Source organism: Streptomyces sp. NPDC027189 (genome assembly GCF_055566975.1).
Window position 1 is genome coordinate 81,103 of sequence record NZ_JBVHRI010000020.1, and the last position, 20,409, is coordinate 101,511.

Genomic DNA, 20,409 nt, shown 5'->3' on the forward strand with positions numbered 1-20,409 from the left:
GAGACGCCCCGTTCAGCCCGGCAGCGCGGCGAGCAGCCGCCGGTCCCGTGGGGCCGCCCCGCGGTCGAGGCGGGTGTCCAGCAGTCGCCGCGCCGCGTCGCAACGGCCCGCCGAGACAAGGGCGTACAGCAGGGTCTCCTCGACGACCTCGCGCTGGGCCGCACTGCCGCCCACCTTGCGGAGCACCGGCAGAAGGGCGTCGAGGCCGCGGGCGGCCTCGTGGAAGCGTTCCTCGACCAGAGCGGTGAAGGCCTGGCAGAGCGGGACGATGACCTCGCGCTGGACGGGGTCGGCCCCCGCGGCGTGGTCGCTCAGGCGGGCCAGGGCCGCCACGTCCCCGGCGGCGGCGAGAGCGACCGCCGCGTGCAGCGCGGTGAACGCGGTCGCCGGCCGCTCGACGACCTCGCGCGCGACGGTGTCGAGAACGTCCGCCGCGGGCACCTGCCCACGCCAGCTGTCGCTCAGCCGGGCCCGCCACAGCAGCGACCCGGAGTCGACCAGCGCCCGCACCCCGGTCACCCGCCCCGGCGCGAGCTGCGCGAACCACCGCTTGCGAACGGCGGCGCGGTCGTCCAGGGCGAGTTCGTGCAGCGCGATGTGCCAGGAGAAGTGCGCCCGGTGGACGGCGCCCCGGCCCTGCCCTGACACCCAGGCGTCGAGCCAGTCGCGGCCCACCTCGTGCGCACCGGACTCGTAGTGGACGTGGGCGAGCGCGTGCACGGCGTGCCCGGAGGCGGGCTCGGTGGCCAGGGCGCGGTGGGCCAGCTCGGCGGCCTCGTGGAAGCGGCCCTGTTCCTGGCGCAGGAAGGCCAGCAGCGAGGTGTGGAACCAGTGCCCGTCGTACGCGGGCGAGGTGCGCTCGACCAGGCGCAGCGCGTAGGCGTCGTCGAGGTCGTTGATGCCGGAGAAGGCAATGGTCGGCACGGCGGCGGCGAGCGCCAGCGCGTCGGCGGGGTGCCTGTCGAGATGCCCGAGCAGCGCGAGGGCACCCCCGTCCGAGGAGTCGCCGTGGACGCGCCGCGTGACGACGTCCACGAAGGAACGCTCCCGCTCGTCGGCCCGTTCGCGCGCCGAGCGCTGTGCGTCGGCGAGGGCCCTGGGTACGTCGACGTCGGCGCCGCACTCGTGACCGAGCAGGGCGAGCGCGGCGTGCGCGAGCGCGAATCCGGGGTCGAGGCAGACCGCGCGCGCGAAGGCGTCCTCGGCTCCGGCCCTGACCTTGAGGACCCGGTCGAGCCCGGTGCGATAGGCGGCGGCCGCCTCGGCGTGGGTGGACAGCGCGAGCCCATGCCCGTCGGCGGGCCGCCGGAGCACGGCTCGTCGGGGTGTCGACAGCGGCGCGAGCAACTCCTGGGCCAGCTCGGCGGCTTGGACACGGATCTCCGGGACGGCGGTGGTCTCCCACAGCTCGCCGCGGCGGGGAGCGCCGAGCGTGAACAGTCGGAGCTCACTGCGGCCTTCGGCGTCGAGGAGACGGCCGTCGCGGGTCGCGGCGCCCATGCCCAGCGGGCCGCGCACCGCGGCACCGGAGTCGAACAGCGAACGCCACAAGGGGTCTTCGAGACGCGGACCGGGTCCGGTGCAGTCGATGACCCAACCCACGTGTATTTCCTGACCGTTGGAGAGCGTGACCAGCACCGACCCGTCGTCCGGGGCGGCGGCGTCGGTGACCGCTCCGACGTGCACCCGCAGTCGCCGGGCGGTACGGGCACGGGCCACCGACTCGGCCGTCGTGGGCGCCATCCGATGGCGATGGGTGTTCCAGAGCGCCCCCTCGCGCTCCAGGAACTCGGCCCGCTCCTCGGGAGTGAGGCTGCGCCACAGCCGCGCGGTGTGCGGCCGCAGACTGTCGAGCGCCGGGCGCCAGTCGCCGCGGGTGCGGACGGCGCGGCCGATGTGCCGGTAGACCGTCCTGCGCAGCGCGGAGAGCGACGGCGCGTCGAGCCCGTCGGGGGCAGGCATCGCCTCGGCGGGGCCGATCGCGTGTGGCTGGGGCAGCAGGCCGCTGCGGGAGGCGGCGTGCACGGTGCGCCCGGGCCGGTCGAGGCTCAGGGCCAGGTCCACCGCGGTGAGTCCGGTACCCACCAGCAGGACGTCGGCCGATTCGGTGAGCGGACCGTCGAGGGCGCCCGGCGCCCAAGGGGACCGTATGAAGCGCTCGGACATGCGCAGTCCCGGCGGCGCCCAGTTGCCGCGCGCGGCGGCCGGCCCGGTGGCGAGTACCGCGCTGTCGGCCATCAGGCGTTGCCCACCGGCGAGTTGAAGCTCCACCCCGCCGCCGGGGGCGCGGGTACAGCTCTCCGCCCGGGTCCGCAGCCGGCGTACGGCGACCGCGCCATGGGCGCGGACGATCGCCTGGGCCAGCGTGTCGGCCAGATAGGCGCCGTACCGGTACCGAGTGGCGAAGTCGGCGCCCCTGACGGCGGGTTCGCCGTGCCGGCACAGCCAGCGGGTGAAGTGTCCGGGGTCGTCGGGATAGCAACTCATGCCGCTCGCGGGCACGTTGAGCCGATGCCGTGGGTCGGGGGTGGCGTACGCCGTGCCCCGTCCGGCCTCCGGGGCCGGGTCGACCAGGACCAGGTCGAGGGGCGCCCGGCGGCGCGCCGCCGTCTCGCACAGCTGGACGGCGGTCAGCGTGCCGGCCGCGCCCGCTCCGACGATGGCCACGGTGTGCCGCTTGCGGGCTGGAATCACGGATACCTCCGGCGGTGGTGTGCTGCGGACCGGTAAGCGGAACTCCTTCTTCACTATTCCGACCGGAGCGGCGGGGAACGGCCCCCTGGGCGAGGATCTCACCGGAAACTCAGAGCGCCGGTCGGCTGCTCATACTCTGTTCACAATCCCAGGCGGCCGGACAACCGTGGTTTCAGGCCGTCTCTTAGGGTGCCTTCACAGGAATCTCAGGTTGGGGCCCGCAGATTCAAAGCATCAACCCATGTAAGGGGCGCAGGATGCACCAGCAGTGGTGGTGATCTAGGAAAGGCGTGCCGTGGGCGTCCCTGAGATATCGAACCGGTCCGAGCGGAGAGCGAACCGGTCCGACCGGCCGGCGTGGTCGCGGCGCGGGATCCTCGCTGTGCTCGGCGGCGCGACGGCCACCGCTCTGACGGGCTGCTCCGGTTCGGCGGACGCCTCGGAGGGCACGAGCGCGACGCAGGCCGCGAGCAGCACGAAGGCCGAGGCCAAGGCCAAGAGACCGACGATCACCGTCACCCCCGCCGACGGCACGAAGAAGGCCGATTTCACGAGCCCGGTCGAAGTCACCGTGGTGAACGGCGCCCTGTCGACCGTCGAGGTCACCGGCAACGACGGTTCCACCCTGGCCGGATCCTTCAACGATGCCCGTACGAAATGGACCTCCGCCGAGAATCCGTACTCGGGCACCAAATACACGGTCACAGCGAAACCACAGGGTGCCGACGCGCACACGGCGACCTTCGTCACGAAGTCCCCCGGTGAGACCTTCGTGGGCTATTTCACTCCCGAGGCGAATTCGACCTCGGGTGTCGGCATGCCCGTGTCGATCAACTTCACCCAGGCCGTCAAGGACCGAGCCGCCGTCGAAAAGGCGATCACGGTGACGGCCGAGCCCGCGGTCGAGGTGGTCGGCCACTGGTTCAGCGACACACGGCTCGACTTCCGGCCCGAGGAGTACTGGGCCGCGGGCACCAAGATCACGCTGAGCCTGCGCCTCAAGGACGTCGAGGGCACCGACGGCGTCTACGGCACGCAGTCCAAGGACGTCACGTTCCACATCGGCCGACGGCAGGTCAGCACGGTCGACCTGGCGAAGAAGACGATGACGGTCGAGCGGGACGGCTCGACCCTCGCCGGCTACCGGGTGAGTGGCGGCGACTCCGACCACACCACGTGGTCCGGGATCCTGGTCATCAGCGAGCGCTTCAAGCAGACCCGGATGGAGTCCTCGACGGTCGGCCTCGGCGACGAGTACGACATCGCGGACGTCCCGCACGCCCAGCGCCTGACCACCTCCGGCACCTTCATCCACGGCAACTACTGGGCGTCGACGTCGGTCTTCGGCACCAGCAACACCAGCCACGGCTGTGTCGGCCTGCACGACGCCAAGGGCGCGAACGACAGCTCCGTGCCGGGCTACAAGTTCTACAACAGCTCGATGCTCGGCGACGTGGTGATCGTCAGGAACTCGGGCGAGAAGACCGTGAACCCGGCCAACGGGCTCAACGGGTGGAACCTGTCCTGGGCGGACTGGAAGGCGGGGAGCGCTCTGTAACGGTTTCACCGAAGGGGCGGGTACCGGCGGATCGCCGTGACCCGCCCCCTTCGCATGCACTCCCCTTCTTTCACGGCGTGAACTCCCGTGCGCCCAAAAGACTTTCTCGGCTTCACCTCTTGACGGCCGGAGTGACAGAGAGCACATTGTCCGCGCAGCTTGTTTGAGAGCGCTCTCAAATCGCGTGGGAGCGCTCCCCACCCCACCCGCGCACCCCACTCCGTACCGAAGAGGCACCCATGAGTGAAACTTCCGGCACACCTATCAGACGCGGCTCCCTACGGCGCGTACTCATCGCCGTGCTCAGCACCCTCGGCCTCGCGGCCGCCGCCGCCACGGCCGCCACGCTCCCCGCGAACGCGTCCGCCCCCACACCCCCGTCCGGCTGGTCCCAGGTCTTCCTCGACGACTTCAACGGGGCCGCCGGATCCGGCGTCAACACCGCCAACTGGCAGTACACGACGGGCACCAGCTACCCCGGCGGGCCCGCCGGCTTCGGTACCGGCGAGGTCGAGACAATGACCTCCAGCACCAACAACGTCTCGCTCGACGGCGCAGGAAACCTCCGGATCACCCCACGGCGCGACGCCGCGGGCAACTGGACGTCGGGCCGTATCGAGACGAACCGCTCCGACTTCCAGCCGCCCGCCGGCGGCAAACTCCGCGTCGAGGCCCGGCTCCAGATGCCGAACGTGACCGGCGCCGCCGCCAAGGGCTACTGGCCCGCCTTCTGGATGCTGGGCGCCCCGTACCGCGGCAACTGGTGGAACTGGCCGGGCGTCGGCGAGTTGGACATCATGGAGAACGTCCAGGGCATCAACAACGAGTGGGCCACGATGCACTGCGGCACCAGCCCGGGCGGCCCCTGCAACGAGAAGTCCGGCATCGGCGGCCAGAAGGTCTGTGAGGGCACGACCTGCCAGGGCGGCTTCCACACCTACGCCGTGGAGTGGGACAAGTCGACCAGCCCCGAGGAGATGCGCTTCTACCTCGACGGGGTCAACTTCCATACGGTCAGGCAGAGTCAGGTCGACGCGACGACCTGGGCCAACGCCACCAACCACGGCTACTTCATCATCCTGAACGTCGCGATGGGCGGCGAGTTCCCGGCGGCGTTCGGCGGCGGCCCCGACGGCGGCACGGACCCCGGCCACCCGCTCGTGGTCGACTACGTCCAGGTCCTCCAGTCGACCGGTGGTGGCGGCACGACCCCGCCGCCCACTACCCCGCCGCCCTCCGGCAACCGTGACGCCTACAGCGCGATCCAGGCCGAGTCGTACGACGGGCAGGCAGGCGTCGGCACCGAGACCACCACGGACACGGGTGGCGGCCAGAACATCAGCACGCTCGCGAACGGCGACTACGCGCTCTACAAGGGCGTCAACTTCGGTTCCACGGCGGCCAAGCAGTTCTACGGCCGGGTCGCGAGCGGCGCGGCGGGCGGCGTCAGCGGACTCGTCGAGGTGCGCCTCGACAGCCGTACGAGCGCGCCGATCGGCAGCTTCGCGGTGGCCAACACCGGTGGCTGGCAGGCCTGGCGAACGGTGCCCGCGAACATCAGTTCCGTCACCGGAACCCACGACGTCTATCTGACCTTCACCAGCGGTCAGCCGGCGGACTTCGTGAACGTCAACTGGTTCGACTTCGGCCACTGACACGGGAGTTGACGAATGATCACATACTCCCCGGCCAGGTCCAGGGTGCCACGCCCCGAGGTCAGGCGGCTGGTGACGGCCGTCCTGACCGCCCTCCTCACGGTGCTGGCGCTCGGCCTGGCCGGGGCGGTGCCTGCCAGCGCCGCCGCCGACTACACCCAGGGCGTCACCTCGACCGGCTCCGGTTCGGTCCAGATCTGGTTCAAGCCGACCACCCCAGCGTCCCTGGTCGATGTGCACTACCTGTCCCCCAGTGCCGGTCAGCAGAACTTCCGGATGGCCAACAACGCGGGGATCTGGCAGCAGAACGTCGGCGGCCTGCCGAGCGGCTTCACCCTGGAGTACTGGTTCACCTACGAGAAGGGCGGACCGCTCTACGACACCCCGCATTTCACCTACACCGTCGGCAGCGGCGGTGGGGGCGGTGGCGGGGGCGGCACCGGCAGCTTCCCGATCACCTTCCATAACAACACCCGTGGGACGTACGCGAATTCACAGATCTACGTCACCGTGCTCGGTCAGGTGACGCCCGGTCAGTGGTCGTACATGAAGTCCGACGGGACCATGACCCGCATCAACCACCTGGACGCGAACGCGCCCGGACACCTGACCAAGAACGGCGTGAACTACCCCAACATGTCGTTCACGCTCGCCCAGTCGGGCGGCTCGGTCCCCTCCCCCACGTCGATCCGGGGCGGCCGGATCTACGTCTCCCTCGGCTCGCCCCTGTACATCCCGGTCTCCCCGGACGACCAGGGCTGGGGCGGCCCCGACCTGCGCAACCCGAACGACCCCAACACCGACGTCTACTACGACTGGTACGAGTACACGTATGTCTTCGGGCAGGTGGCCTTCGGCGGCAACACCACGCAGGTCGACCAGTTCGGCTTCCCGATGACCTCACGGCTGACGCAGGCGTCGAGCGGCTACGACACCACGCGGGGCATCACGCTGACCCGCGCCCAGGTCATGTCCCAGTACGCCGCCTCGGTGGGCGCGGCCTTCAAGCCGCTGCAGAACACGTACCGGATCATCGCCCCGCGCTCCTCCAACCTCTTCCTCGCGGGAGGCTCCCAGGCGAACTACCTCCAGTCGTACGTCGATCAGACCTGGTCGTACTACTCCACCCATCCCTTCAAGCTGACCCGGCTCGGTGAGACCTTCTCGGGACAGGTCTCCGGGAACACCCTCACCTTCACCAAGAACGGCGCCGGTCCCTACACGCTCCAGAAGCCGTCCTCCCCGGACGTCGTGGCCTGCGCGGGCGCGCTGGCCTCGGGCAGCGACCCGGAGAAGCAACTCGGCGCGGAGTTCTGCGCCGCGTTCAACCGGGGCGTGGCTCTCGACACCTCGGCCTGGTACACCCCGTCCGCCTACTACACCGGAGGCATCAAGAACGACTACGCCGCGTTCCTGCACACCGTTGGTCTCGACAAGCGTGCCTATGCCTTCCCCTACGACGACATCAACGACCAGTCGTCGGTGCAGATCCTGGGCAACGCGAACCCGCCGACCGGGCTGACGCTCGGCATCGGCTGGTGATCCACACTCGGTGAAGAAGTAAAGAGGGGGGCGGGCCCGACGGCCCGCCCCCTTTCGGCGCGGCAACGCCCGCCCCCTCAGCGCAGCTCCGCCCGGAACGCCGCCGGGGTCGTGTCCGTGTGCTGGTGGAAGAACTTGGAGAAGTTGGCCGCGTCGGGGAAGCCGACGGCGACGCCGATGCGGCCGATGGGCATCTCCGTGTGCGCGAGGAGCCGTTTGGCCTCCAGGATCACCCGCTTGTCGATGAAGCCCTTCGGGGTCTCGCCGGTGGCCGCGCGCACCGCGCGGACGAGAGTGCGGCGGGAGTAGCCGAGGGCGTCGGCGTACGCGCTGACGCTGTGGTTGGTGGCGAAGCCCTTCTCGACCGCGTCCCGGAAGCGGGTGAAGGTGGTGTCGGTCCGCTCGCGCGCCGCCTCGGCGGAGCTCGCCGCGAGATGAGCGAGGCGCAGCAGGAACGCGGTCAGGGAGTGCCGCAGTACCGCGGTGTGCAGACTGAGCGGCAGCGTGGTCGTGTCGTTGTACTCGCGCTCCAGCTGGGCGAGGGAGTCCTCCAGGGCGGCGAGCTGGGCCGCGTCGGGGTGCAGCAGCGGGGGCTGGTCGTAGCGGTAGAGGCCGGTCGCCTCGACCGTGGCGCGGGGCAGGAAGCCGGGCTGCATGATCAGGGCGGTCCCCCGGTACTCGTCTCCCCTGGAGAAACGGTGGACTTGACCCGGCCGGATCCACAGCAGATCGCCGGCCGTGACCTCGTACTCGGTGAAGTCGACCATGTGCGTCACCGGCCCCCCGCGGAACAGCATCACCACGTGGAAGTCGATGCGGTGCACACGGTCCAGGGGTGCCTCCTCGGCCCAGGCGCGGTCGGGCTCCATCGGTCGGACCTGCATGCCGACGCCGCTCAGGCTCAGGTCGATGGGGAAGGGAAACGTTCTGATCCCGTCGTCTTCTCGGGCGGCTCGGGTGGTTCTGTCTGCCATGTCCCTCTCGCGTCGGCTCGGTACGGCGCTCCGTGTCCCACTTTCACCGAAGGCTGACACACGGGCACCTTCCCCGGCAAAAGTCAGACTTTTAGTTTTGAACGCGTCCGAGCACTTACCCCGCTCCTATCGAGGACTTCTTGAAGATGAGCACGCAGACACCCGACAGCTTCTCCGACGGATTCGAGTGGACCGAGCTGGACCGGCGTGCCGTCGACACCGCCCGTCTCCTGGCGGCCGATGCCGTACAGCAGGTCGGAAACGGCCACCCGGGCACCGCGATGAGCCTGGCCCCGGCCGCGTACACCCTCTTTCAGAAGGTGATGCGTCACGACCCCGCCGACCCGGAGTGGACCGGCCGCGATCGCTTCGTCCTCTCCCCGGGCCACACCTCGCTGACCCTGTACACCCAGCTCTTCCTGTCCGGCTACGAACTCGGACTCGACGACCTGAAGGCGTTCCGTACGCACGGGTCCAAGACGCCGGGCCACCCGGAGTACGGACACACGGCGGGCGTCGAGACGACGACCGGCCCGCTCGGCCAGGGTGTCGCCAACGCCGTGGGCATGGCGATGGCCGCCCGCTACGAGCGCGGCCTCTTCGACCCCGAGGCCCCCGAGGGCGAGTCCCCGTTCGACCACACGATCTGGGCGATCGTCTCGGACGGCGACCTGGAGGAGGGCATCTCCGCCGAGGCCTCGTCCCTCGCCGGCCACCAGAAGCTCGGCAACCTCGTCTTCGTCTACGACGACAACCACATCTCCATCGAGGGCGACACGGCGACGGCGTTCTCCGAGGACGTGCTGAAGCGCTACGAGGCGTACGGCTGGCACGTGCAGCGGATCGAGCCCGCGCTGGGCGGCGACATCGACGTCCACGCGCTGTACACGGCGCTGAAGACGGCGCAGGCCGAGATCGAGCGCCCCTCCATCATCGCGATGCGCACGATCATCGCCTGGCCCGCGCCGAACGCCCAGAACACCGAGGCCTCCCACGGCTCCGCGCTCGGCGCCGAGGAGATCGCCGCCACCAAGCGGATCCTGGGCTTCGACCCCGAGCGGACCTTCCAGGTGGACGCCGAGGTCCTGGACCACGCCCGCACCGCCCTCGACCGGGGCGCCGAGGCACACGCCGCCTGGGACAAGCAGATCGCCGAGTGGCGCACCGCGCAGCCCGAGCGCGCGGGGCTCTTCGACCGTGTCGTCGCCGGTCAGCTGCCCGAGGGCTGGGAATCCGCGCTGCCGGTCTTCGAGGCGGGCACGTCCGTGGCGACCCGCGCCGCCTCCGGCAAGGTCCTGCAGGCGCTCGGCGGTGTACTCCCCGAGCTGTGGGGCGGCTCCGCCGACCTCGCCGGCTCGAACAACACCACCATCGACAAGACCTCCTCCTTCCTGCCGAAGGGCAACCCGCTGCCGGAAGCCGACCCCTACGGCCGCACCATCCACTTCGGCATCCGCGAGCACTCGATGGCCGCCGAGATGAACGGGATCGCGCTGCACGGCAACACCCGTATCTACGGCGGTACGTTCCTGGTCTTCTCGGACTACATGCGCAACGCCGTGCGCCTGTCCGCGCTGATGCAGCTCCCGGTGACGTATGTGTGGACGCACGACTCCATCGGCCTCGGCGAGGACGGTCCCACCCACCAGCCGGTCGAGCACCTCGCCTCGCTGCGCGCCATCCCCGGCCTGAACATCGTCCGCCCGGCCGACGCCAACGAGACGGCGATCGTCTGGGCCGAGATCCTCAAGCGGCACGCCATCAACCCGGCCCCGCACGGTCTCGCGCTCACCCGTCAGGGCGTGCCCACCTACGAGGCCAACCCCGAGGCGGCGAAGGGCGGTTACGTCCTGCGCGACTCCTCCACCGAGACGCCGGACGTCGTCCTCATCGCCACCGGCTCCGAGGTGCAACTCGCCGTCGCCGCGCGCGAGCGGTTGGAGGCCGAGGGCGTGGGGACGCGTGTCGTGTCGATGCCGTCCGTGGAGTGGTTCGAGGAGCAGTCCGCGGAGTACCGCGAGAGCGTCCTTCCGCCGTCCGTGAAGGCCCGCGTGGCAGTCGAGGCAGGCATCGGCCTGACCTGGTACCGCTACGTCGGTGACCACGGGCGCATCGTTTCTCTGGAGCACTTCGGCGCCTCCGCCGACGCCAAGACCCTGTTCGCCGAGTTCGGCTTCACCGCCGAGAACGTCGCCGCCGCCGCGCGGGAATCTCTTACCGCAGTCCGCGGTTGATCCGATCGCACAAAGGAAGATGATCACTGTGACCGAAGCAACCGCGACCGCGGTAACCCTGAAGCGCCTCTCCGACGAAGGCGTCTCCATCTGGCTCGACGACCTCTCCCGCAAGCGGATCGCGTCCGGCAACCTCGCCGAACTCATCGAGACCAAGCACGTGGTGGGGGTCACCACCAACCCCTCCATCTTCCAGGCCGCCATCGGCTCCGGGGAGGGGTACGAGGAGCAGCTGGCCGATCTCGCGGTGCGCGGCGTGACGGTCGACGAGGCCGTCCGCATGATGACGACCGCGGACGTGCGCGCCGCCGCCGACATCCTGCGCCCGGTGTACGACGCGACCGGCGGCCGTGACGGCCGGGTCTCCATCGAGGTCGACCCGCGCCTCGCCCACCACACCGAGGCGACCGTCGCCGAGGCCAAGCAGCTCGCCTGGCTGGTCGACCGCCCGAACGTGATGATCAAGATCCCGGCGACGCAGGCCGGTCTCCCGGCGATCACCGAGGTCATCGGCCTCGGCATCAGCGTCAATGTCACGCTGATCTTCTCGCTGGAGCGCTACCGCGAGGTGATGGACGCCTACTTGGCGGGCCTGGAGAAGGCGCAGGCGGCCGGGATCGACCTGTCCACCATCCACTCGGTCGCCTCCTTCTTCGTCTCCCGCGTCGACAGCGAGATCGACAAGCGGCTGGCGAAGGCCGGCACGGACGAGGCGCTCGCCCTCAAGGGCAGGGCCGCGCTCGCCAATGCCCGGCTCGCGTACGAGGCCTACGAGGACGTCTTCGGCGGTGCCCGCTGGACCGCCCTCGCCCCGTCCGGCGCCCACAGGCAGCGCCCGCTGTGGGCTTCGACGGGCGTCAAGGACCCCGCGTACAAGGACACGCTGTACGTCGACGAGCTGGTCGCGCCGGGCACGGTCAACACGATGCCGGAGGCGACCCTGAACGCCACCGCCGACCACGGTGACATCCACGGCGACGCGGTGACCGGCGGCTACGCCCAGGCGCGCGCCGACCTGGCTGCCGTCGAGGCGCTCGGAATCTCGTACGACGAGGTTGTGAAGCAGCTGGAGGACGAGGGCGTCGCGAAGTTCGAGGCGGCCTGGCAGGAACTGCTGGAGGCCGTCGCGACCTCGCTCAGCGGCAAGGGGGTCGAGGGGGAATGACCAAGAATGAAGCGCTTCCCGACAGCGCCGCGCAGCATGCGGCCGCCGCGGCGAAGGGACTGGGTGACGCGGCCGTGGAACCGGCTGCGGTGACGGCGGAATCCGGCGACCCGCACACGGCACCGGCGGAATCCGGCGACACGAGCGCGGCATCGGCGGAATCCGGCGGCACGAGCGCGGTGACGGCGGAATCCGGCGGCACGAGCGCGGTGACGGCCGACGTAGCGGGACCCGGTCACGTCGACCCGGAAGCGGCTGACGCGACATCGGTATCCGGGCACGCGAACACCGAGTCGGCCGACATGACACCGCAGGCACTCGCCGAGACGCTCGGCCTCCCGGTGTCCGACTGGGACAACCCGCTCCGTGACCCGCGCGACCGCCGCCTCCCCCGGATCGCGGGCCCCTCCGGCCTGGTCATCTTCGGCGTCACCGGCGACCTGGCCCGCAAGAAGCTGATGCCGGCCGTCTACGATCTCGCCAACCGCGGTCTGCTCCCGCCGGGCTTCTCGCTCCTCGGCTTCGCCCGCCGCGAGTGGGAGGACCAGGACTTCGCGCAGGTCGTCCACGACTCGGTGCGCGAGCACTCCCGTACGGAGTTCCGCGAGGAGGTCTGGCAGCAGCTCGCCGAGGGCATGCGGTTCATCCCGGGCGACTTCGACGACGACACGGCGTTCAAGCAACTGCGGTCCGCGGTCGAGGAGTTGGACTCCTCGCGCGGCACCAGCGGCAACTACGCCTTCTACCTCTCCGTACCGCCGAAGTTCTTCCCGAAGGTCGTCCAGCAGCTCAAGAAGCACGGCCTTGCGGACGCTCCGGAGGGCTCCTGGCGGCGCGCGGTCATCGAGAAGCCGTTCGGCCACGATCTGGCCAGCGCACGTGAGCTCAACGCGATCGTGCACGACGTGTTCGACCCGGACCAGGTGTTCCGCATCGACCACTACCTCGGCAAGGAGACCGTCCAGAACATCCTGGCGCTCCGCTTCGCCAACCAGATGTACGAGCCCATCTGGAACCGGTCGTACGTCGACCACGTCCAGATCACCATGGCCGAGGACATCGGCATCGGCGGCCGGGCGGGCTACTACGACGGCATCGGCTCCGCCCGGGATGTGATCCAGAATCACCTCCTCCAGCTGATGGCGCTGACGGCCATGGAGGAGCCGGCCGCCTTCGACGCCGAGTCGCTGCTCACCGAGAAGCTCAAGGTGCTCAAGGCCGTGAAGCTCCCGGAGAACCTGGGCGAGCACACGGTGCGCGGCCAGTACGCGGCGAGCTGGCAGGGCGGCGAGAAGGTGCGCGGCTATCTGCAGGAGGACGGCATCGACCCCGAGTCGACGACCGACACCTACGCCGCCGTCAAGCTGGAGGTCGACAACCGCCGTTGGGCGGGCGTCCCCTTCTATCTGCGCACCGGCAAGCGCCTGGGCCGACGGGTGACGGAGATCGCGGTGGTCTTCCAGCGCGCGCCCCACTCCCCCTTCGACTCGACGGCCACCGAGGAGCTCGGCGCGAACGCGATCGTCATCCGCGTCCAACCCGACGAGGGCATGACGGTGCGCTTCGGATCGAAGGTGCCGGGTACGTCGATGGAGATCCGGGACGTCACGATGGACTTCGCCTACGGCGAGTCGTTCACCGAGTCCAGCCCTGAGGCGTACGAACGGCTGATCCTGGATGTCCTGCTCGGCGACGCCAATCTCTTTCCCCGTCACCAAGAGGTGGAAGAGTCCTGGAAGATCCTCGACCCGATCGAGGGGTACTGGGACACGCACGGCAAGCCCGCGCAGTACCCCTCGGGCAGTTGGGGCCCGAAGGAAGCCGACGAGATGCTCGCACGAGACGGACGGAGCTGGCGCAGGCCATGAAGATCGACCTGACCGACACCACGGCAAGCAAGATCAACAAGGCGCTCGTGCAGGGGCGCCGGGCCATCGGCACCCCCGCCGTGGGCATGGTCCTGACGATGGTCATCGTCACCGACGAGGAGAACGCGTACGACTCCATCAAGGCGGCCGAGGAGGCCTCGCGCGAGCACCCCTCGCGCACCCTGGTCGTCATCAAGCGCGTCGCCCGCACCCCGCGCGACCGCACCAACTCCCGCCTGGACGCGGAGGTGCGCGTCGGCTCGGACGCGGGCACCGGTGAGACGGTCGTGCTGCGGACGTACGGCGAGGTGTCCGACCACGCCGACTCCGTGGTCCTGCCGCTGCTGCTGCCGGACGCCCCGGTCGTCGTCTGGTGGCCGGTGGACGCGCCGGAGGTGCCTTCGAAGGACCCGCTGGGAGCGCTGGCGCAGCGCAGGATCACCGACCTGTACGCCGTGGAGTACCCCCTCGAGACCCTGGAGACAAGGGTTCGCTCGTACGCGCCGGGCGACACCGACCTGGCCTGGACCCGGCTGACGCCGTGGCGCTCGATGCTGGCCGCGGCCCTGGACCAGGCCCGGATGAAGGTGATCTCGGCGGCCGTGGAGGCCGAGGCGGACAACCCGGCCGCCGAACTGCTCGCCCGCTGGCTGGAGGCCCGGCTGAACGTCAAGGCCGAGCGGGTCGTGACCGCCGGACCGGTGGTGACCGCCGTGCGGCTGGGCACCGAGAAGGGCGAGATCGTCATCGACCGCCCCGAGGGCCCGCTGGCCACCCTGTCCCTCCCCGGGCAGCCCTCCCGCACCCTCGCGCTGAAGGTGCGCACCACGGCCGAGCTGATCGCCGAGGAGCTGCGCCGCCTCGACGCGGACGAGATGTACGCCGTCGCCCTGCGGGGCGAGGGCACCAAGGAGAGCCCCCGTCATGTCTGACTCCCCCAAGCTCACGCGGCGTCCGGAGTGGGTGGCCCTGGAGGACCACCGCGCGGACGGCCTGCTCCACCCGCGGCTGCGTGAGCTGTTCGCCGCCGACCCCGCGCGCGCCGAGCGCTATGTCGTGCGGGTCGGCGACCTGCGGATCGACTACTCCAAGCACCTGATCACGGACGAGACCCTCGCCCTGCTCCAGGAACTGGCCACCGCCACCGATGTGTTCGGCCTGCGCGACGCCATGTTCCGCGGCGAGAGGATCAACGTCACCGAGGACCGCGCGGTGCTGCACACCGCGCTGCGTGCCCCGCGCGACGCGGTCATCGAGGTCGAGGGCGAGAACGTCGTCCCGGCGGTGCACGCGGTGCTCGACAAGATGGCCGACTTCGCCGAGCGCGTCCGCTCGGGTGAGTGGACCGGACACACCGGCAAGCGCATCAAGAACGTCGTGAACATCGGCATCGGCGGCTCCGACCTCGGCCCGGCGATGGCGTACGAGGCGCTGCGGGCATTCACGGACCGGTCGCTGACCGTACGGTTCGTGTCCAACGTGGACGGGGCGGACCTGCACGAGGCCACCCACGACCTGGACCCGGCCGAGACGCTGTTCATCATCGCGTCCAAGACATTCACGACGATCGAGACCATCACCAACGCGACCTCGGCGCGCTCGTGGCTGCTCGCCGGGCTGGGGGGCGAGGAGAAGGCCGTCGCCAAGCACTTCGTGGCGCTGTCGACGAACGCCGGGAAGGTGTCGGACTTCGGCATCGACACGGCCAACATGTTCGAGTTCTGGGACTGGGTCGGCGGGCGCTACTCCTTCGACTCGGCGATCGGTCTGTCACTGATGATCGCCATCGGTCCCGACCGCTTCCGGGAGATGCTCGACGGGTTCGGGATCGTCGACGAACACTTCAAGAGCGCTCCGGCCGAGGCCAACGCGCCTTTGCTGCTGGGCCTGTTGGGCGTCTGGTACGGCAATTTCTTCGATGCCCAGTCACACGCCGTACTGCCGTACTCCCACTACCTGTCCAAGTTCACCGCGTACCTGCAGCAGCTGGACATGGAGTCCAACGGCAAGTCGGTGGACCGCGACGGCCACCCCGTGGAGTGGCAGACCGGGCCGGTCGTGTGGGGCACGCCGGGCACCAATGGGCAGCACGCCTACTACCAGCTCATCCACCAGGGCACGAAGTTGATCCCGGCCGACTTCATCGGCTTCGTCAACCCGGTCGACGAACTGAGCGACGAACTCAAGGACCAGCACGACCTGCTGATGGCGAACTTCTTCGCGCAGACCCAGGCGCTGGCCTTCGGCAAGACGCCGGACGAGGTGCGCGCCGAGGGAGTGCCCGAGGAACTGGTCCCGCACAAGACGTTCAAGGGCAACCACCCGACGACCACCATCCTCGCGAGCGAACTGACGCCCTCCGTCCTCGGCCAGCTGATCGCGCTGTATGAGCACAAGGTGTTCGTCCAGGGCGCCATCTGGAACATCGACTCCTTCGACCAGTGGGGCGTCGAGCTCGGCAAGGTCCTCGCCAAGCGCGTCGAGCCCGCCCTCACCGAAGGCGCGGACGTCCCCGGGCTCGACCCCTCCACCGCCGCCCTTGTGGCCGCTTACCGAACTCTCCGGAAGAAGTGAACTGACATGCAGCTCGGACTCATCGGCCTCGGCAAGATGGGCGGCAACATGCGCGAGCGGATACGCCGCGCGGGCCACACCGTCGTCGGCTACGACCGCAATCCCGACCTCGCCGACGTGAGCAGCCTCGCCGAACTCGTCGGCAAGCTCGAAGGCCCGCGCGTGGTCTGGGTGATGGTGCCGGCCGGCGCCCCCACCCAGTCCGTCGTCGACGAGCTCGGCGACCTCCTGGAGCCCGGCGACACCGTCGTCGACGGCGGCAACTCCCGCTGGACCGACGACGAGAAGCACGCCGAGGAGCTCGCGGCCAAGGGCATCGGCTTCGTCGACGCGGGCGTCTCGGGCGGCGTGTGGGGCCTGCAGAATGGTTACGCCCTCATGGTCGGCGGCGACGCCGAGAACATCGCGAAGGTCCAGCCGGTCTTCGACGCGCTCAAGCCCGAGGGCGACTTCGGTTTCGTCCACGCGGGCAAGGTCGGCGCGGGCCACTTCTCCAAGATGGTCCACAACGGCATCGAGTACGCCATGATGCAGGCCTACGCCGAGGGCTGGGAGCTCCTGGAGAAGGTCGACTCCGTCACCGACGTCCGGGAGGTCTTCCGCTCCTGGCAGGAGGGCACGGTCATCCGCTCCTGGCTGCTCGACCTCGCCGTCAACGCGCTGGACGACGACGAGCACCTGGGCAAGCTGCGCGGCTACGCGGAGGATTCGGGCGAGGGCCGCTGGACCGTCGAGGCGGCCATCGACAACTCCGTCCCGCTGCCCGCCATCACCGCCTCCCTCTTCGCGCGGTTCGCCTCCCGCCAGGACGACTCCCCGCAGATGAAGATGATCGCGGCGCTGCGCAACCAGTTCGGCGGCCACGCCGTCGAGTCCGCGAAGTAGCGGCGATGGGTGACCTCCTGCTGGTCCGCCACGGTGAGACCGAGTGGAGCGTGTCGGGCCGGCACACCAGCTGGACCGACCTGCCCCTCACCCAGCACGGCGAGGAACAGGCCAAGTCCCTCGCCTCGCTGCTCGCCGGACGGACCTTCGCCCTCGCGCTCACCAGCCCGCTCGGCCGCGCGGTACGCACCGCCGAACTCGCGGGCATCCACGGGGCCGTACCCGATCCCGATCTGCACGAGTGGGACTACGGTGCGTACGAAGGCGTCACGACCGTCGAGATACACCGCACCAGGCCCGACTGGTACCTGTGGAGCGACGGGGTGCCGCCAGGTCCGGCCGGTCACCCGGGCGAGTCACCGGCCGAGGTGGGGCAGCGCGCCGACCGCGTGCTGTCCCGGATCGAGACCGCGCTCGGCGGCGGTGACGTGATCCTCGTCGCGCACGCCCACTTCCTGCGGGTGCTGACGGCCCGCCGGCTGGGGCTTCCCCCGGCGGACGGGCGGCTGTTCCAGCTCGCCACGGGCACGGTCAGCCGGCTCTCCACCGAGCACGGGCGTCCCGTGATCGCCGAGTGGAATGCCACAGGTACTTCTGCTGCCGTCCGTTAGTTTCCACGGCGCTGTAGAAACCGAAGAGGCCCGGTCCGCCCGCTCGGGCGGACCGGGCCTTTGCCTACGTATGGAGGGCCGCGGTCGGCTGACCGTCACTCAGGACCTGCCGCCACCGGCATCGGCCGCCCCGGGACGGCCGGCCTGCGACTTCCCGGCGTACCTCGGCTGGGACACCTGACCGCCGCTCACACCCCGCGGGACGGCCGTTTGCGCCATTTCACGAACTCCTTCTCCGGGTCACCGGTGTACGACCACGGCGTCCGGCTGGCCCGCTGCCCGATCATCCCGAACAGCGCGGTGGCGATGTCCGCCGTGCCGGCGTAACAGGCGGCGTGCGTCAGATAGTTGAGGTCGCGCACCTCCCAGGGCGTCACGGGGCCGTCCGGGCGCGCCGTGATCCAGCGCTGCCAGGTGCGCCGTACGTCGCTGACGGCCGCGTCGTGGTTCCAGTGCTGGCCGAGCCCGACGACGGCTTCCCGCTGGCCCTTCGCCCCGTCGAGGATGTAGCGGTACTCCTCGACCCGGGCGAACTGCACCAGGACGGGCAGCGCGCAGCCTGGCGGTGCCACACCGGCCGCGTCGCGGGCGAAGTCGTACATGAGGCCGTGCGTGCCGTGCCAGCGCGACGAGTAGTAGTGCAGGATCTGGAGATGGCCCTCCATGCTGTACGGGTCGCGGCCGTGCAGTTCGTCCCACCAGCGGCCGAGTTCCTGGCGGCGTACGCCGGTGGGATAGAGCCGGGCGACCGTTATCAGGGAGATCCAGGGCGTCGGGTCCTCGGGGTGGGCCTCGGCGGCCTGGAGGCAGGCCATCACCGCCCGGTCGATGCGGTTCTGGTCGACGGGCACGCCCCGGCCCGCGGCGATGGCCAGGTTGAAGGCCCGGGCCACGTCGGTCGCGGCCCGCAGCACCAGAGCGTCGGCGCTGCGGGGTTCGGCGGCCAGCCAGGACTCGACCGTGGAATTGCCCGCGCAGGCCGGTGCGAGCAGCCGGATCCGGTGGCTGCGCACGGACCAGTCGGCACTGCCGTCCCGCAGCAGCTCCCGCAGGCCCTGCCAGCGGCCGATGACGATGTCCTGACGGGCCGAGGTGAGAGGTCTGTCCCCGCAGTCGGGGTCGAAGTCGGGGGTGAAGCGGTCTCCCGCCATCGGGTCCCTCTCAGAAGTCGGTGGGGAGACCCTCGTGGACGCGGGAGCGTTCGGTCGCCGCCGCGGTGGAGTAGCCGTCGGGGATGTAGTCGGCCTCGACGACCTGGGTGGCGTCGAGCTTGGCGGGCCGGTAGTAGTCGCTGCCCTGCTTCCAGTACCAGAGCATGGGGATCAGGCCGACGGCGATGCCGCCGATGCCGATCGCGATCGACGCGCTGCTCAGGTCGCCCAGCGACTCGACGAAGATCCAGAACATGAACAGGGCACCGAGGAACGGCCACAGCCCGCCGAAGAGGAAGTTGGACGGAGACTTCAGCAGCATCTTGCGGTAGGCGACGACCACGGCGATGCCGGCGAGGCCGTAGTAGACGGCGATCTGCAGGCCGATCGCGGCGATGGCGTCGGAGAGGATGTCACCGACCGAGCCGAGGGCGTTGGAGGTCACGAACATCACCAGGGCGACGGCGCCGACCACGACGATGGCGACCCACGGGGTGTTCCACTTGCGGTGCACGCGGCCCAGCGCGGTCGGCATCGTACGGTCGCGGCCCATCGCGAACAGCGAGCGGGTGACCTGGATGAGCGTGGTCTCCAGGGTGGCGATGGTGGACAGCATCACGGCGATGATCAGCAGCTTGCCGCCCCAGCCCGGCCAGATCTCCTCACCCAGCACACCAAGGACGTTGGCGTCGTTGTCCTGGATCTGCTTGTCGGTGAGGATGATGTTCACCGCGATGGTGAACACCTCGAAGAGCAGGAAGACGATGCCGACACCGATCAGGCCCGCGAGTCCTGTGGTGCGGCGGCTGTCGCGGGTCTCCTCGCTGAGGTTGCTGGTGACGTCCCAGCCCCAGTAGTAGAAGGCGGCGATGAGCGCGCCGGACGCGAATCCGCTCACCCCGTCGAAGTGGCCGAAGCCGAGCCAGGACCACTCGAAGGTACGGGCGTTGCCGCTGTGCAGCAGGGCGCCGACCGCGAAGACGGCCAGAATGGCGAGCTCCACACCGGACATGACGAGCTGGGCGCGCACGGTGAGCCGGGCGCCGCCGAGCACCACGAACAGCATGACCAGGAACCAGGCCGCGCCGACCGCCGTGGCCAACGCGGTGTTGTCCGCGAGCCCTTCGTCGAAGAGGGAGAGCGTCATCGCCCCCGCGGGCAGCGAACCGGCGACCATGAAGATGGTCGCGGAGATGACCAGGGCCCAGCCGCTGATGAAGCCGAGGAAGGGGTGGAGCGTGCGGCCGACCCAGGAGTAGCTGGCACCCGCGTTGACGTCGATCCGGCCGAGGTAGCTGAAGGCCAGCGCGATGCCCAGCATGGGTATCGCGCAGTACAGGAGTGCCGCGGGACTGGCGAGGCCCACCGCGCCGACGAGGACCGCGGTGGTCGCGGCCAGCGAGTACGCGGGGGCGCTGCCCGCGACCGCCATCACAACCGTGTCGAACGTACCGAGGGCGTTGGCCTGAAGCCCTCTGCCCCTGTTGTTGCTCATGCT

General features: G+C 70.0%; 14 protein-coding genes. 10 read left to right on the forward strand and 4 right to left on the reverse strand.

Going from position 1 to position 20,409, the window contains the following annotated elements:
• Window positions 1-12: 12 nt before the first annotated feature.
• Window positions 13-2,694: an FAD/NAD(P)-binding protein gene (locus ACZ4RZ_RS35895; RefSeq protein ID WP_467751054.1), complete on the reverse strand. Its 2,682-nt coding sequence runs from the start codon at window positions 2,692-2,694 to the stop codon at window positions 13-15.
• 295 nt (window positions 2,695-2,989) lie between these two features.
• Here ACZ4RZ_RS35895 and ACZ4RZ_RS35900 point away from each other — a divergent pair, with 295 nt between their 5' ends.
• The 3 genes from ACZ4RZ_RS35900 to ACZ4RZ_RS35910 all read left to right on the forward strand — a co-directional run bounded on the left by ACZ4RZ_RS35900 (window position 2,990) and on the right by ACZ4RZ_RS35910 (window position 7,449).
• Window positions 2,990-4,252 carry a L,D-transpeptidase gene (locus ACZ4RZ_RS35900; RefSeq protein ID WP_467751055.1) on the forward strand — a complete coding sequence of 421 codons (1,263 nt, stop codon included), beginning with the start codon at window positions 2,990-2,992 and terminating at the stop codon, window positions 4,250-4,252.
• 239 nt (window positions 4,253-4,491) lie between these two features.
• Window positions 4,492-5,907, forward strand: a complete 1,416-nt coding sequence (locus ACZ4RZ_RS35905; RefSeq protein ID WP_467751056.1) for a glycoside hydrolase family 16 protein — start codon at window positions 4,492-4,494, stop codon at window positions 5,905-5,907.
• A gap of 15 nt (window positions 5,908-5,922) precedes the next feature.
• Window positions 5,923-7,449 carry a glycoside hydrolase family 64 protein gene (locus tag ACZ4RZ_RS35910; RefSeq protein ID WP_467751057.1) on the forward strand — a complete coding sequence of 509 codons (1,527 nt, stop codon included), beginning with the start codon at window positions 5,923-5,925 and terminating at the stop codon, window positions 7,447-7,449.
• A 77-nt stretch (window positions 7,450-7,526) separates the two neighbouring features.
• Here the strand turns inward: ACZ4RZ_RS35910 and ACZ4RZ_RS35915 are convergent, their stop codons facing one another.
• Window positions 7,527-8,423: a helix-turn-helix transcriptional regulator gene (locus ACZ4RZ_RS35915; RefSeq protein WP_467751059.1), complete on the reverse strand. Its 897-nt coding sequence runs from the start codon at window positions 8,421-8,423 to the stop codon at window positions 7,527-7,529.
• 146 nt (window positions 8,424-8,569) lie between these two features.
• Here ACZ4RZ_RS35915 and tkt point away from each other — a divergent pair, with 146 nt between their 5' ends.
• The 7 genes from tkt to ACZ4RZ_RS35950 all read left to right on the forward strand — a co-directional run bounded on the left by tkt (window position 8,570) and on the right by ACZ4RZ_RS35950 (window position 17,760).
• Window positions 8,570-10,657 carry a transketolase gene (gene tkt, locus ACZ4RZ_RS35920; protein WP_467751060.1) on the forward strand — a complete coding sequence of 696 codons (2,088 nt, stop codon included), beginning with the start codon at window positions 8,570-8,572 and terminating at the stop codon, window positions 10,655-10,657.
• A gap of 19 nt (window positions 10,658-10,676) precedes the next feature.
• Entirely contained in the window at window positions 10,677-11,822 is a 1,146-nt protein-coding gene (gene tal / locus ACZ4RZ_RS35925; protein ID WP_467751062.1) for a transaldolase, read from the forward strand.
• 302 nt (window positions 11,823-12,124) lie between these two features.
• Complete coding sequence (zwf, locus tag ACZ4RZ_RS35930) at window positions 12,125-13,690, forward strand: glucose-6-phosphate dehydrogenase (RefSeq protein ID WP_467751153.1); 1,566 nt, start codon at window positions 12,125-12,127, stop codon at window positions 13,688-13,690.
• Window positions 13,687-14,622 (forward strand): glucose-6-phosphate dehydrogenase assembly protein OpcA, encoded by a 936-nt coding sequence (gene opcA / locus ACZ4RZ_RS35935; protein WP_467751064.1) that lies wholly within the window; start codon window positions 13,687-13,689, stop codon window positions 14,620-14,622. Before zwf ends, opcA begins: the two co-directional genes overlap by 4 nt.
• Window positions 14,615-16,264 carry a glucose-6-phosphate isomerase gene (pgi, locus tag ACZ4RZ_RS35940; protein WP_467751065.1) on the forward strand — a complete coding sequence of 550 codons (1,650 nt, stop codon included), beginning with the start codon at window positions 14,615-14,617 and terminating at the stop codon, window positions 16,262-16,264. Before opcA ends, pgi begins: the two co-directional genes overlap by 8 nt.
• Before the next feature lie 6 nt (window positions 16,265-16,270).
• Window positions 16,271-17,149, forward strand: coding sequence for a phosphogluconate dehydrogenase (NAD(+)-dependent, decarboxylating) (gene gnd / locus ACZ4RZ_RS35945; RefSeq protein ID WP_467751066.1), 879 nt, complete (start codon window positions 16,271-16,273; stop codon window positions 17,147-17,149).
• 5 nt (window positions 17,150-17,154) lie between these two features.
• On the forward strand, window positions 17,155-17,760 hold the full coding sequence (locus ACZ4RZ_RS35950) for a histidine phosphatase family protein (protein ID WP_467751067.1): 606 nt from the start codon (window positions 17,155-17,157) through the stop codon (window positions 17,758-17,760).
• A 188-nt stretch (window positions 17,761-17,948) separates the two neighbouring features.
• Here the strand turns inward: ACZ4RZ_RS35950 and ACZ4RZ_RS35955 are convergent, their stop codons facing one another.
• Both ACZ4RZ_RS35955 and ACZ4RZ_RS35960 read right to left on the reverse strand, forming a co-directional pair.
• Window positions 17,949-18,911, reverse strand: coding sequence for a hypothetical protein (locus ACZ4RZ_RS35955; RefSeq protein ID WP_467751068.1), 963 nt, complete (start codon window positions 18,909-18,911; stop codon window positions 17,949-17,951).
• A 10-nt stretch (window positions 18,912-18,921) separates the two neighbouring features.
• Window positions 18,922-20,406, reverse strand: a complete 1,485-nt coding sequence (locus ACZ4RZ_RS35960; RefSeq protein ID WP_467751070.1) for an APC family permease — start codon at window positions 20,404-20,406, stop codon at window positions 18,922-18,924.
• Window positions 20,407-20,409: the final 3 nt, after the last annotated feature.